Here is a 13,945-nt window from a genome sequence, read left to right on the forward strand (position 1 = left end):
CACAGCATAAATAATTCATCCCTATAAATAGCTAAATGTTTCCTAATGCTATATAGTTTTAGTGAGAACGACTTAAGGCACCGTAAAAATATTAAAAATCTATAATATAAAACTTACAAGTTATCATGTTTTATTAACATTTGTTAATTTGATAATAAATTAAAAGAATAGTTTAATATTTATATTAAATAATAGCTAAATACTACATTTGTGAAATGCAATTTAGCGACTATACAAAAGAATTTAAATACAATTGGCAACTTGCCGCACCTGTAATGTTAGGAATGCTTGGACACACTTTTGTTAGTTTTATTGATAACATTATGGTTGGGCAATTGGGAACTGCTGAATTAGCGGCAGTGTCTTTAGGAAACAGTTTTATGTTTATTGCCATGTCTTTAGGTATAGGTTTTTCTACTGCTATTACACCATTAATTGCTGAAGCAGACTCTGCTGAAGATTTTGTAAAAGGGAAATCGGCTTTTAAAAATGGATTGTTTTTATGTACCGTTCTGGGCGTTTTACTTTTTCTTTTAGTATTTTTTGCAAAGCCATTAATGTATTTAATGAAGCAACCTGTTGAGGTTGTGGAATTAGCAATTCCGTATTTAGACTTGGTTGCAGTTTCATTAATACCATTAATTATTTTTCAGGGGTTTAAACAATTTAGCGATGGTTTATCTATGACCAAGTATCCTATGTATGCAACGCTTTTAGCGAACATAGTTAACATCATTCTAAATTACTTATTAATATTTGGGAAATTTGGATTCCCTGAGTTAGGTATTGTTGGTGCAGCTTATGGCACGTTGGCTTCTAGAATAATTATGGTTTGGCATTTATGGGTTTTATTAAAAGGCAAAAAGAAATCGAAGGCTTATGTAACTCATATTAAGTTTTTTATACTTGATAAACTTATGCTTAGAAAAATTATAAACCTTGGCGCACCCAGTGCAATGCAAATGTTTTTTGAAGTCGCCATATTTACAGCTGCCATTTGGTTAAGTGGGTTATTGGGTAAAAATCCGCAAGCAGCTAATCAAATTGCTTTAAACCTAAGTTCCATGACGTTCATGGTTGCCATGGGTTTAAGTGTTGCGGCCATGATTCGTGTTGGTAATCAAAAAGGACTAAAAGCCTATTTTGAGTTACGTAGAATTGCCTATTCCTTATTTTTTATGGGTACAATTTTTGCCTTAGTTTTTGCTTTGTTTTTCTTTGTATTTCATGAGAATCTGCCAAAAATATATGTAGATTTTGATGACGCTAAAAATTTTGTAGACAATCAAGAAGTGGTAAGTATTGCTTCTAAATTGTTAATTGCATCTGCTATTTTTCAGATAAGCGACAGTATACAAGTTTTGGTATTGGGCGCGTTAAGAGGTTTACAAGATGTAAAAATTCCAACGGTAATTACATTCATCTCGTATTGGCTTATTGGCTTTCCTATAAGTTGGTTTTTAGGGAAAGAAGATGCTTATGGTAGCTTTGGAATTTGGTTAGGATTACTAGCAGGTTTAACAACAGCTGCAATTTTATTGTATATTCGATTTAACTATTTGACAAAAAAATTAATTTTGTCTAACAAATAATTATGAAAATGAAACTTCCTAAATTTATACTTGGTGATAATACCGAATTTCCTAACGCCATTTATGTTATTCATACTGAATTTCCTAGGTTTATTATTAATCTTGAGAATGATGAGGTGGAATGGTTTGAAGATTTTGATATGGAAGACCAAAAGGAATTAGAAACTGAAACCGAAAATGCTATAAAAGAGGCTACAGCGTTTTATGATAACGAAATAGCTAAATACGAAGACTAAGTTGCGTTAGGGATTGTAATGGAAATCCTTTTTGTAAGGCACGAGCAAAAAGATTGTAAAGGAAAGCCCGACCCTTGTGGTAACCTGCTTGCCAGCAGGCAGGCGCTGAAATAATTACTAATGATTGAACAACTTTTAGAATACGACACAGAATTATTCTTGTTTTTAAATAATTTAGGCTCGACAACCTGGGATGGTTTGTGGCTTTTAATTACCAACAAATTTGCTTTTATACCCTTGTATGTGATTTTACTTTATTTGCTGCACAAGCATTTTGGAGTCAATGCTTTATTAGTATTTATTGTTGTAATTGTATTAATGATTACGTTTACAGACCAAGTAACTAACGTTTTTAAAAGAGGTTTTATGAGGCCTCGACCGTGCGGTGTTGCCGAAATTGCAGATGAATTACGTTTTATAGCAGTGCGCTGTGGTAAATATGGTTTTTTCTCAGGGCATTCTTCAAACTCTATGGCTGCTGCGGTTTTTGCGGGTTTAATGCTGAAACCATACTACAAAAATTTAATCTTTATTTTACTATTTTGGAGTGCAGTAGTGGCTTACAGTAGGATTTATGTTGGGGTACATTACCCGCTGGATGTATTTTGTGGTATGACCTTTGGCGCTATTTCTGGATTTGGGTTTTACAAACTCAGCAAGTTTTTATTGCGTAAGTATTTAGCTGTAAAGTTTTAGTAAATACTCTGCCGCGGCGAAAGGTGTGGTTTGATTTGTTTCTAGAAGTTCGAGTTGATTTTTAAGTGCCTTTTTAATTTTTGGGGTATTAAAGAAATTCGATTTGAGTTGTTCTTCTATGGTTTGAATGAGCCAGTATTTATTTTGCTCGTTTCGATTTGTATTGAAATAATTATTATTTGTTGTTGTTTTGATATATTCTGAAATAATATCCCATATAGCATCAATTCCTTCATTTTTTAAAGCACTACAAAGGGTTACTTGGGGCTGCCAATTTGATGATTTTGCAGGGTAGAGGTGAAGTGCTCTATTAAATTCTACTTTAGCAAGTTTGGCTCGTTTTAGGTTATCGCCATCTGCTTTGTTAATGGCAATGGCATCTGCCATTTCAATAATACCACGTTTAATACCTTGAAGTTCATCACCAGCACCAGCCAACTTTAAAAGCAAAAAGAAATCGACCATACTATGTACAGTTGTTTCGCTTTGGCCAACACCAACAGTTTCAATAATAATCACATCGAAACCTGCGGCCTCACAAAGAATAATGGACTCTCTTGTTTTTCTAGCAACACCACCTAAAGAATCTCCAGAAGCCGACGGACGGATAAAAGCATTTTCGTCTTTTACTAATTCTTCCATTCGGGTTTTATCACCTAAAATACTACCTTTTGTAATGGTGCTACTCGGGTCTATCGCTAAAACAGCAACTCGTTTACCAATCGCGGTAAGATGTTTTCCGAAGGTTTCAATAAAGGTGCTTTTGCCAACTCCAGGAACTCCGGTAATACCAATTCTAATGGAATTATTAGCATGTGGTAAACAAGCTTGCAAGATGTTAGTGGCTTTTTCTTTATGTTGAGGATTTTTACTTTCTATTAAAGTTATCGCTCTACTTAATGCTGTTATATCTTTATTGAGAAGGGATTCTATTAAATTGGAAGTGTCAATATCTGCTTTTCGCTTATTTTTAAAAGCATCAATTGAAGATTTACTCGTGATTTCGGAAATGGAAACCCCTTTTTTTTCTTCTAAGGCTGATTTTTTAGATTTTGACACAAGCAGACGAATGTTTGTCTAAATTTACGATAATATTTCGTTTCAAGCCGAACTTAATATCGGCTTCTATTTTAAAGGTACTGCTACCTTTACATCATCCCAAGCCATAGTTAGATACAGTTTGTCTGTAGAATTATCGAATGCGATGGTAAACTGTTCTACGGTATTATCTAATTTTTCCACCGGTACTTCAATATTTAATACGTCGTAATTTGGATCCCACATAGGTTGCATTTGGGCATTGACACCCCATGAATATTGTTTGGAGTTGAAAATAACAGTCCATGTAGAATCTTTAGGTACTGTCCATAAGGTGTATTTCCCTGCAGGAATATTAACGCCTTTAATTTCTAACGGTTTGTTGGTTTCGAAGGTAGTGGCTTCGTTAGCTCCAGTTCTCCAAACTTGATTGTAAGGGACTAATGCTCCAAAAATTTCGCGATCTTTTTTAGATGGACGGTTATAGAAAACTTCTAGTTTTAAGTCGTTTAGTTTAAACTCTACAGTATCTTTAGGACTAAGGCGTTTGGCAAATATATTTTCTACAAAAACAGAATATAAAAATAATCCTAAAGCCAGAATGGATAAAAGGATTAAGGTGTTCTTTAAAAAGGTGTTCATATACAGCAATTAATTAAGGTGCAAAGATAATTTAAAAGGAATAACTAATAAATATACAAACGTGAAATTATTTAGTTTTGTTGTACATGATTTTGCATGTGAATTGGCCTGTTATAAAAGTGTAAAATTTTGCTATTAAAAACAGGTTTTAACAGAAACGCCCGCGTTAAGGATAGCAGTGGAAAGCCCACAGGCACGAGGACTTGCAACGAATAGCCTGACCCCGACAGAAGTGGGGTAACGCCCTAAAAAAGATTATTTTTAATTTTTAATTTCATTTTTTTTGCAACACTCTGTTTTTTTATTCGTCTTTAAAATGAACTAACTTATACCAAAAGTAAAACCAGCATGTTTAAAGTTGACATTATTGAACAATGTAAACAGAACAACCGCAAAGCACAACTGCAGTTATACAACCAGTACTGCGATGGTATGTATATTGTTGCTAAACGGTTTTTAAAGGATGCTGCCGATGCTGAAGATGTGGTGCAAGAGGCTTTTATTAAGGCTTTTACAAAATTGCATCAATACAAAGCAGAGGTCACTTTTGGGGCATGGTTAAAACGTATTGTTGTTAATAAATGTATTGACTTTTTGAAAGCGAAGAAACAACACCTTGTTGCTTTGGATGCGGTTTCGTTGAAAGTTGTAGATACAGAAGAAGACAGCAAATGGTTAGTAGACGATACGATAACATTAAACGATGTTAAAGCGGCGATAAATGAGTTGCCTGATAAGTATCGATATGTTGTGATGCTTTATTTAATTGAGGGTTACGACCATCAGGAAATTTCGGAGATTCTAGACATTACCGAAGTGGCATCAAGAACACAACTATCTAGAGGAAAAGTAAAATTACAAAAACTGTTAACACTTAAAAAAAATGGCACAAGATCTTAGAGAGTTATTTAAAAATGATAAAATAACGAATGAAAAGATGCCCAAAAATCATCAAGAGCGCTTTTTAAATAAGTTAGATGAGGCTTTGCCTGTAACTCAAACATCTGGATTTAGTTGGCTGCGAATTGTAGCAAGTGCGGTGATACTTTTAGGTTTTACTTTGGCTGGTTTCAAGTATTTTTCTACACAAAATATTGATGATACTCCAATGCTTGCTAAGACCAAAACAGTTGATACTAAAACCTTGGGTGATATTTCCCCTGGTTTAAAAAAGGTAGAAGATTACTATTTGGCGAGTATTAATTTGGAGTTGTCTAAAATGACATATACTCCGGAAACCAAAGCTTTATTTGATGGGTATTTGATGCAATTGAATGAGCTAGATAAAGAATACCAAAAATTATCTTTGGAGTTAACCGATTCAGGGCCAAGTGAATTAACAGTTAATGCTTTGATTGATAACCTAAAGCTTAGGTTAAATTTATTGTACCGCTTGAAATCTCAATTGAAAGCATTTAATACTTCGGAGGTGAATGCCGAAGGAATGACAAAATCAATCTAAAAAAATCAAAAAATGAACAGAATTATAATCCAATTAATAGCCTTTTGTTTTCTAAGTATAGGGAATATTTTGGCGCAACAAAAATTAACAAAAGTATCTCAATCTATAAAAGTTGATAAGGATGTTGTTGTTGATTTGAACACGAGCTATTGCAATATTGTCTTTGACACATGGAATAAGAACACCATTGAAATTGAAGCTTATATAGAAGGCGAAAGTTTAAGTAAAGAAGAGCTTCAAGAAGCTTTAAAGCAGTGGAATGTAGATATTGATGCTACCAGTAACGAGGTGTCTATACGAACAAATAGAGGTCATACATCTTCTTTATGGGCGAGCCATGACTCGGGTGATTTTCATGAAAACGATGTAAAAGCCTTGCTTCAGGAGTTAAAATTTGAATTGGCAGATATGCCACAGATGCATTTTAATCCTGACATGCCTGACATGCCTGACATGCCTGAAATGCCAGAGATGCCCGAAATGCCTGAGTTACCAGAACTACCAGAATTGCCTGAAGGTGTTAGGGCTTTTAGTTTTGATTATGATGCCTACCAGAAAAATGGTGAACAGTATTTAAAGGACTGGACAAAAAAGTTTGAATCTAGATATGGAAAGGATTATGCCAAAAAAATGGAAGAATGGGGCGAGAAGTTTGGAAAAGAATGGAGTGAAAAATTTGGTGAAGACTATGCTAGAAAGATGGAAGCTTGGGGTGAAAAATTTGGCGAACGCTACGCGGAACAAATAGAAAATTGGAGTGAACGCTACGCAGAACGTATGGAACATCAAGCTGAACGTGCTGAAGCGCAAGCAGAACGTATGTTAGCGCAAAAAGAACGATTAAAAGAACAAAAGAAACGTATTGCAGAACATAAAGCGCGAGCAGAAGAACACAAAAATCATATGAAAGAGCGCTCTATTTTAATAAAAGATAGAGAGAAAGAAATAGAACGATTGTTTCATAACAAAGCGAACCCTAACATTAAGAAAACAATAAAAATAAAAATGCCAAAAGATGCTAAATTAAAAGTAAACGTTAGGCATGGTGAAATTGAGTTTGCAGCTAATATTGATAATTTAGAAGCCGATTTATCACATACCAAATTTAAAGCAGAAAGCATTAATGGAAGTTTAACTTCCATTAATGCTTCATATTCACCTATTTATGTGAAAAACTGGAATTTAGGTGAATTAAATTTAAATTATGTTACCAATGCTGAACTTTCAAATGTGAAACATTTAGTATTAAACGCTGTATCGTCTAATATTGAAGTGGAGCATTTATTTGGAAGCGCTATTATAGATGGGAATATTGGGAACATTAAAATTTTTAATATTGATGATGATTTTATTAGTTTAAATATGATTCTTCAAAATAATGATGTGGAAATAGCTTTACCTCAAACACCATCTAATTTAAGGTATAAAGGAAACAGATCGCATTTTATACATCCTAACAATACCGATGGTCATCAAGTTACTAATTTCACATTTGGGAATTTAGCTAACGGAAAAAATATAGTTATTAATGCGAAATATAGTCAAGTTTCTATGCAATAAAACGACAATTTAAAGCCCTTAAAAATTTACATTTTAACAACTTATTTTCCAATATTCAATTTTTCTTCTCCTTACAAAACCCAATTTTTTATACAGGTTTATAGGTCCCAAATTTGTTTCATCGACGTGTAAAAACGGAATTTTATTATTCTCAAAAATCTTATTAGCAGTATGTGTTATTAGTTGTTTTGCGTAGCCATGACCCAAAAAGTCAGGATGTGTTATTACCGCACTTATTTCTATGAAGTTATTGGTTTGCATGCGCTCGCCAGTAATAGCAACTAACTTTTCATTTTTGTAAATCCCATAGTATCGCCCCAAAGTATTAGTTTTAGGTTTAAAAAATTCAGGATAAACAAGCTTTGTTAAAGCCATTAAGTCTTGGTAATGCGCTTCGTTTAGTTCTATTATTGTTTCGGTTATTGGGTATTTTATTTTATGGTAAATAATCATTTGTAAACCAACATATTTAATTGGCGGTTTAAACGATGCCGGCATTGTAGGTTTGTTTCCAACAATAAAAAAAATTTTTAGTAATCTAGAATGTTGCTCAATGGCGCTTGCGGTTTCTTCTGGATTTTGAGTTGCACCAAAAGGCGTAAAATCGGTTTTATAAAATTTTACAGCGCCATAGTCGATACAATGTGCGTCATGTTGCTCTGTGAGTGCATACCAAACTGGATTGTCTAATACCGATTCGTTTTTCATTTTAATTGCAATTCAATTTTTGTTATAATGGTTTCAACAGATTCATTATAATCTACCCAAATGGTGTCTTGGTTTTTTCTAAACCAGGTGAGTTGTCTTTTTGCAAAACGACGTGTATTCTTTTTTATTTCTGAAATGGCAAAATCTAAATCCCAAGTGCCATCTAAATAATTGAACAATTCTTTGTAGCTAACTGTATTTAGCGCATTTAGGTTCTTAAAAGGATAAAGTTTTTTAGCTTCTTGTAATAAACCTTGTTCCATCATCATATCAACACGTTGATTAATTCGATTGTAAATTATATCTCTTTCTGCATTAATACCTATAGAAATGGTTTTGAATGGTCTATGTCCTTTCGCTTTATTTAAGAATGAAGCATAAGGCTTGCCTGTGCCTAAACAAATTTCTAAAGCACGAATGACGCGATGCGGATTATCAATGGCAATGGTGTTGTATGAAGCCGAATCTAACTCATGTAATTGATCCTGTAAATACTTCAAACCATGAGTTTCCAATTGCTTATTTAAGTTCTCACGAATGTTAGGATCTACATCAGGAAAATAATCTAAACCTTTTGTAACGGCATCAATATATAAGCCAGAGCCACCAACCATAATAGCAATATCGTGAGTTTTAAATAGTTTATCTAAACATTGTATTGCATCTTTTTCGAAAGCGCCAACATTATAATTATCGTTTATTGATTTATGATGAATAAAATGGTGTTTTGCTGCAGCTAATTCTTCTGGTGATGGGGCTGCAGTACCAATCTGCATGTCGCAGAAAAACTGACGCGAATCGGCTGAAATAATTTCGGTTTTAAAGTGTTGAGCCAGCTTAATGCTTAGAGACGTTTTTCCAATGGCGGTAGGACCAACAACCGAAATAAGATATTTTGTTTTTGAATTGATAATAACCAAAATTTATTTTGTAAAGTTAAATTGAATTTATGATTAATACCAATTTTGAAATTAATAAACTATGGCTAATAAATGCTTTTTTTAAAGTTGAAGCCTTATTGTTTTTTAACTGAATTAGATTAATAAATGCTGGATTTATTCACACCGTGATTATGAATTATTGATACGATTAATAACTTCATAAACATTAACCGTATAACTTTTCTCCACAGTTGTAGCAATAGTCTGCTTTGTCTTTATGGTTTGTAGCAAGACAATTTTCGCAAGATTGTGTGTTTAAATTCGTTTTGGGCGGTTCGGGTTTTTGTTTAGTGCCTTGGCTAGCATATTCAGCAGATACGATTCCTGTTGGAACTGCAATAATGCCATAACCCAAAATCATAACCATTGAGGCTATAAATTGGCCTAATGGTGTTTGTGGTGCAATATCGCCAAAGCCTACAGTAGTAAGGGTTACAATACACCAATACACACTTTTTGGTATGTTGGTAAATCCGTTCTCTTCTCCTTCTACAAGGTACATAACAGTTCCTAAAATGATAGCAACTATAATGACAGCAAAAAGAAAAACTGATATTTTTGCGCGACTTGCTTTTAAAGCATTTACAAGATTATTTGATGCGCCCAAATATCTGGCCAGTTTTAAAATTCTAAATATACGCAACAAACGTAAGGCTCTTAACGCTGCCAAAGCATGAATACCACCGAAAAAAAGTGATATATATTTTGGTATGGTTGATAACAAATCGATGATACCATAAAAACTAAAAATATATTTGGCAGGTTGTTTTACGGTAATAATACGTGCAATATATTCAATAGTAAAAAGGATGGTAATAACCCATTCAGATATGTTTAAAAAATTGTGAAATTTACTATCAATGCTCTTAACGCTTTCTAACATAACAAGTAAAATACTCGCAATAATGGTAATCATTAAAACAACATCGAATAATTTTCCGGCAGAAGTCTCAGCCTCATATATAATTTTATAAAGCGATGTTCTCCAGGATTTTTTTGTTGTGTTGCTCATATTCTCAAAAGTACTAAAAAGATTATTTAGTTTTTTCAAGTAAGATAAGTGAATTGTTTTGTATGTCTACAATTTTAGCCATAAACTCTTTTAAATATGGATAATATTCAACTTCATATATGGATTTATTAAAATCAATTTTAAAAAGTATGTTTAAATTTTCACCTATTTGATACGCATTTAATAAAATTTGACCTGTATTGTTTGGCAAAATTAAATTAGCCGTTTTCGGCATTTCGATAACTTCATATTCATCATTTAATTCGAGTTTGAAGAGGTAGTAATAACTGTCTTCATATCCAAAATCGATGGGATAAGTTCGTTCTTGTAATTTTAAAGGATTTTCATTAAAAAACTTGAATATAAAAGGGTTTAAGTAAATTTTATCGCCTGCACCAGCATAGTTATATTCAATGTTATAGGCTTCTTTAAAATCTGGACTGGTTTTGCTTTCACTTATAACTTCAAAATCTAAAATCTCTAAATCTGGGTGCCTGTTTTCTAGTTTATTTAAGTATTCACTATTATTTTTATAATACAATTTTCTTGAATTAAATGCATGATATCCAGTTCGTTTAGTATTAACATTGCCCGAAAGAATAACGTCGTTTAAATTTATTTCAACGTTATAAAACACTTTAGAAGGTGTGCTTGGTTTTAAATCAATCCAAGAGCTTCCATTCTTAAAATCTACTAGTCTACCTTTATCATTCAAACACCTAAAAGGAATTTCGCCAAAATTTAAATAATTGTCTGTGGCATCCAATAAGTAAGTTTTATTGTTAATCTTGGCTTGGACAATTTGATAGTTAAAATCTGAAAGAACTGGGAATAAAGTTGTAGGAAATCCATTTTCTCTAGTCGAAAGTAAAACAGGTTTAACTTCAATATCAGACTCTTTTAATAGATTATGAAGTAAAATATTTATAGATGAAACGTTACCTGATTTGGTTTTAATAATATCATTTATTGAAGCACCTGTGAATAATTTGTATTCTTCATTCCATGTATAATTTTCTTGAACGAACTGGAAAATGGCTTTTGCCTTTTTTAAATCGTCTGCTTCATTAAAAATAGAAGTAGGTAAAATTTCCTCGGCATCGACCTTTTTTTTAAGTTGTTTGCCAATTTCTTTATCCGTTCGCAATTCTTTATCTACGGCATCCCATGTTTTGGTATAGTGTTTTACGGTGCCATCCATACCCTTAAATGTTTGTAGCTCATATTCAATTCGTGCTAAATAATTGCTTTTAGTGGTCATATAATCCTCTTCAATAAAAGCGGGTATATCTTTCATGGCATATTTGCTTACTGCACAATCGGCACTAGCACCTCTAAATGTTTCTAAGCATTTTTTCTCAATTGCAGATTCATTAATCACTAGTTTTTGTCCTCCTACAAGCTTTATATTATAAAGATAATTTCCGGGAATACTTGTGTTGTATTCACTGTAGAGCTTAGGAATTTCACTTTGAAAATCCCACCCGTGGTATTTAAAAATAAATGGAGATCTTGTTTTATAACTATAAGTAATTACCGAACCTTCTTTTATATTTGGCAATGTAAATTTTATAATAGTTCGGTTTTCATCAAGTTGTTCTTTGTAAATATCCTGTTCTTGTAACTGTGTTTTTACGACTTTACCATCAATCATGTTATATGTGGCTCCAAAGATATCCTCAACTCTTTCACTTTGATATGAATTTTTATATTGATAGATTACTACGTTGGCATTTTCAAAGCCTTCTCTATTTATAATTTTAATTTTATATTTTTCTTCCGTTCTTAAATCGTAATCATATTTATGAATGTAACTATTGCCATATTCATAAATCACAAATGCATTAGCGGTGGAATCTTTTACAAAAGTACTGCTCTCAATGTCTTCAAGTGAGACACTGTAAGATTCAGTATTATAATTTTCTTGAGAAAGGGCAAATGAGGCTGTAAATAATAAAATTGGTAAAATATATTTTTTCATAGGTTAGTCTAATTCTATAACCCTAAGGCGTTTGTTTCTTCTTAGGTAACTTTGTATGATATGTTGAGTGTCTCTATTATTCTGCATAGGCGTAATAATAGATTCTAATACATCAAGATTATTAATTTGATAGTTGAGATTAAAGAAGCCGATGCCCTTAAATACGCCGTTTTCTATAAGAATAGCGCTTCTTTCGTCTACATCGCGACCTCTATCAACTACTACCATGTTTTTGTTTGAATAGCTGTTTTTTTTAATTAATTCGGAAACACGTTTGTTGTAAATTTCTGGCGATTCTACTTGAATACAAGCCCCTTCGCAGTTTTTAATTTCGTAGTTGAAACAACTGGTTTTGGTTTTATACAATCCAGTTAATTTTTGGCATAAGTTGTAATCTTCAACAGCTTTTGTTATAAAACTTTTTCCGCTCATGCGATTACTAAAGGTTGTAATGGGTTTTTTTCTACCATCTGCGATATCAATTTTCAGGTTAATATAACCGTGCTCATCTTTATAGTGATATAATGCATGAGTAAATATCGATCGACGTAACGCCCGGTTATAGATGGGTTTTACTTTCTTTATTTCTTCGCTTTCCTTTAGAAGCGCCACCAATTCACTTCCGGTTGCTTCGTAAGTTACTGCGGTAACCTGAGATTGTATTTTTTTTGATTTAGCATTTGTACCAGTAAAATGTTGGTTAATGCGTTTTTTAATATTGTTACTCTTCCCAATGTAGATTATTTCACCATCAGATTTATGAATGTAATATACCCCTGTTATTGAAGGTAACTCACTTATAATATCTATATGTCTTGGTTCGAGTTGATGTTTCGGATTTAGCCTAACAGAATTTTTTATGATGCTTTTTTCAGAATCTTTATCTAGCAGCATTTTAAACAATTTAACGGTTGCTAATGCATCGCCAGAAGCTCGGTGCCTGTCGGTTACCGGTATTCCTAAAGAACGCACTAATTTACCTAAACTATAAGATGCTTGCCCAGGAATTAATCCTTTAGAAAGTTCAACAGTACATAAGGATTTGCGTTCATATTCAAACCCTAATCGGCTAAATTCTGTGCATAAAATGCGATAATCAAATTGAGCGTTATGGGCAACAAGTATACAATCTTCAGTGATTTCTACAATGCGTTTTGCAACTTCATAAAATTTTGGCGCATTACGTAGCATGTTACTATTTATACCTGTTAGGTTAACTACAAAAGGTTGTATATCGCGTTCAGGATTTATGAGGCTAATAAATTGATCGACAACTTCATGACCATCATATTTGTATATAGCTATTTCGGTGATGCCTTCTTCATTGTACTTTCCGCCAGTTGTTTCTATGTCTAATATTGCGTAAATGGTATGCTTATTTTAATTTATTACTAAATTTTAATTTGAATAATTTCTTACACCAAAGATACTACTTCCAACTCTAATCATGTTACTTCCGCATGCTATTGCTAATTGATAATCGCCACTCATACCCATACTAATAATTTCGAGTTTACAGTTAAAATTTGATAGGTCTTTTAAACTATCGAAAGTTGATTTAAGAAATTTAAATTCACGTTTTATTTGAGTTTCATCATCGGTAAATGTTGCCATTCCCATAAGTCCAGTAATTTTGATGTTCTTTAATTCTGAAAAGGGTTCTGATTGCATAATATCAGACGCCTCATTGGACGTCATTCCAAATTTAGAATCTTCTGAAGCTATTTTTATTTGAAGCAAACAATCAATCACTCTATTATGCTTTTCAGCTTGTTTGTTTATTTCCTTTAACAATTTAAAATTATCAACACCATGAATTAGCGACACAAAAGACGCCATATATTTCACTTTGTTGCGCTGTACATGCCCAATCATGTGCCATTCAACATCTTTTGGCATCTCTTCATACTTTTCGGCCATTTCTTGGATTTTGTTTTCTCCAAAAACGCGCTGACCCGCATGATAAGCTTCCATTAAATCGCTTACAGGTTTCGTTTTAGAAACAGCCACTAAACTAACATGCTCTGGTAATGTTGATTTTATATTTAGAAGATTTTCTTTAATGCTCATTTTTTTA

General features: G+C 32.8%; 14 protein-coding genes. 6 read left to right on the top strand and 8 right to left on the bottom strand.

Annotated features, from left to right (window positions below):
* The first annotated feature begins 215 nt into the window (after positions 1-215).
* The 3 genes from O5O44_RS07950 (at position 216) to O5O44_RS07960 (ending at position 2,524) form a co-directional block, all read left to right on the top strand.
* Positions 216-1,592 (top strand): MATE family efflux transporter, encoded by a 1,377-nt coding sequence (locus O5O44_RS07950; RefSeq protein WP_289193838.1) that lies wholly within the window; start codon positions 216-218, stop codon positions 1,590-1,592.
* Between the two features lie 8 nt (positions 1,593-1,600).
* Positions 1,601-1,828 carry a DUF8828 family protein gene (locus tag O5O44_RS07955; RefSeq protein ID WP_026009937.1) on the top strand — a complete coding sequence of 76 codons (228 nt, stop codon included), beginning with the start codon at positions 1,601-1,603 and terminating at the stop codon, positions 1,826-1,828.
* Positions 1,829-1,948: 120 nt separating this feature from the next.
* Positions 1,949-2,524, top strand: coding sequence for a phosphatase PAP2 family protein (locus O5O44_RS07960; protein WP_289193839.1), 576 nt, complete (start codon positions 1,949-1,951; stop codon positions 2,522-2,524).
* Here the strand turns inward: O5O44_RS07960 and meaB are convergent.
* Both meaB and O5O44_RS07970 read right to left on the bottom strand, forming a co-directional pair.
* A complete protein-coding gene (gene meaB / locus O5O44_RS07965) occupies positions 2,507-3,583 on the bottom strand; it encodes a methylmalonyl Co-A mutase-associated GTPase MeaB (RefSeq protein ID WP_289193840.1) in 1,077 nt (358 codons plus the stop codon). The two genes, O5O44_RS07960 and meaB, sit on opposite strands and share 18 nt — an antisense overlap.
* A 66-nt stretch (positions 3,584-3,649) precedes the next feature.
* A complete protein-coding gene (locus O5O44_RS07970; RefSeq protein WP_289193841.1) occupies positions 3,650-4,204 on the bottom strand; it encodes a DUF2911 domain-containing protein in 555 nt (184 codons plus the stop codon).
* A 348-nt stretch (positions 4,205-4,552) separates the two neighbouring features.
* On the opposite strand from O5O44_RS07970, the gene O5O44_RS07975 reads away from it, so the two are divergent.
* The 3 genes from O5O44_RS07975 to O5O44_RS07985 are packed head-to-tail and all read left to right on the top strand — an operon-like array spanning position 4,553 to position 7,226.
* A complete protein-coding gene (locus O5O44_RS07975) occupies positions 4,553-5,104 on the top strand; it encodes an RNA polymerase sigma factor (RefSeq protein ID WP_289193842.1) in 552 nt (183 codons plus the stop codon).
* Entirely contained in the window at positions 5,088-5,666 is a 579-nt protein-coding gene (locus O5O44_RS07980; RefSeq protein WP_019386564.1) for a hypothetical protein, read from the top strand. Before O5O44_RS07975 ends, O5O44_RS07980 begins: the two co-directional genes overlap by 17 nt.
* 12 nt (positions 5,667-5,678) lie before the next feature.
* Positions 5,679-7,226 carry a DUF4097 family beta strand repeat-containing protein gene (locus tag O5O44_RS07985; RefSeq protein ID WP_289193843.1) on the top strand — a complete coding sequence of 516 codons (1,548 nt, stop codon included), beginning with the start codon at positions 5,679-5,681 and terminating at the stop codon, positions 7,224-7,226.
* 33 nt (positions 7,227-7,259) lie between these two features.
* Here the strand turns inward: O5O44_RS07985 and O5O44_RS07990 are convergent, their stop codons facing one another.
* The 6 genes from O5O44_RS07990 to O5O44_RS08015 form a co-directional block, all read right to left on the bottom strand.
* On the bottom strand, positions 7,260-7,934 hold the full coding sequence (locus tag O5O44_RS07990; protein ID WP_289193844.1) for a GNAT family N-acetyltransferase: 675 nt from the start codon (positions 7,932-7,934) through the stop codon (positions 7,260-7,262).
* Positions 7,931-8,854 (bottom strand): tRNA (adenosine(37)-N6)-dimethylallyltransferase MiaA, encoded by a 924-nt coding sequence (gene miaA, locus O5O44_RS07995; protein WP_289193845.1) that lies wholly within the window; start codon positions 8,852-8,854, stop codon positions 7,931-7,933. Before miaA ends, O5O44_RS07990 begins: the two co-directional genes overlap by 4 nt.
* 187 nt (positions 8,855-9,041) lie before the next feature.
* The gene (locus tag O5O44_RS08000; RefSeq protein ID WP_289193846.1) at positions 9,042-9,887 is read right to left on the bottom strand and encodes an ion transporter; all 846 of its coding nucleotides are present in this window, start codon (positions 9,885-9,887) and stop codon (positions 9,042-9,044) included.
* Between the two features lie 22 nt (positions 9,888-9,909).
* Complete coding sequence (locus O5O44_RS08005; RefSeq protein ID WP_289193847.1) at positions 9,910-11,868, bottom strand: DUF3858 domain-containing protein; 1,959 nt, start codon at positions 11,866-11,868, stop codon at positions 9,910-9,912.
* Between the two features lie 3 nt (positions 11,869-11,871).
* A complete protein-coding gene (locus O5O44_RS08010; RefSeq protein ID WP_289196441.1) occupies positions 11,872-13,236 on the bottom strand; it encodes an exonuclease domain-containing protein in 1,365 nt (454 codons plus the stop codon).
* A gap of 30 nt (positions 13,237-13,266) precedes the next feature.
* Positions 13,267-13,938, bottom strand: a complete 672-nt coding sequence (locus O5O44_RS08015) for a YggS family pyridoxal phosphate-dependent enzyme (protein WP_289193848.1) — start codon at positions 13,936-13,938, stop codon at positions 13,267-13,269.
* Positions 13,939-13,945: the final 7 nt, after the last annotated feature.

Origin of the sequence: Algibacter luteus, from assembly GCF_030344935.1 — a bacterium.
Lineage (GTDB): Bacteria > Bacteroidota > Bacteroidia > Flavobacteriales > Flavobacteriaceae > Arenitalea > Arenitalea lutea.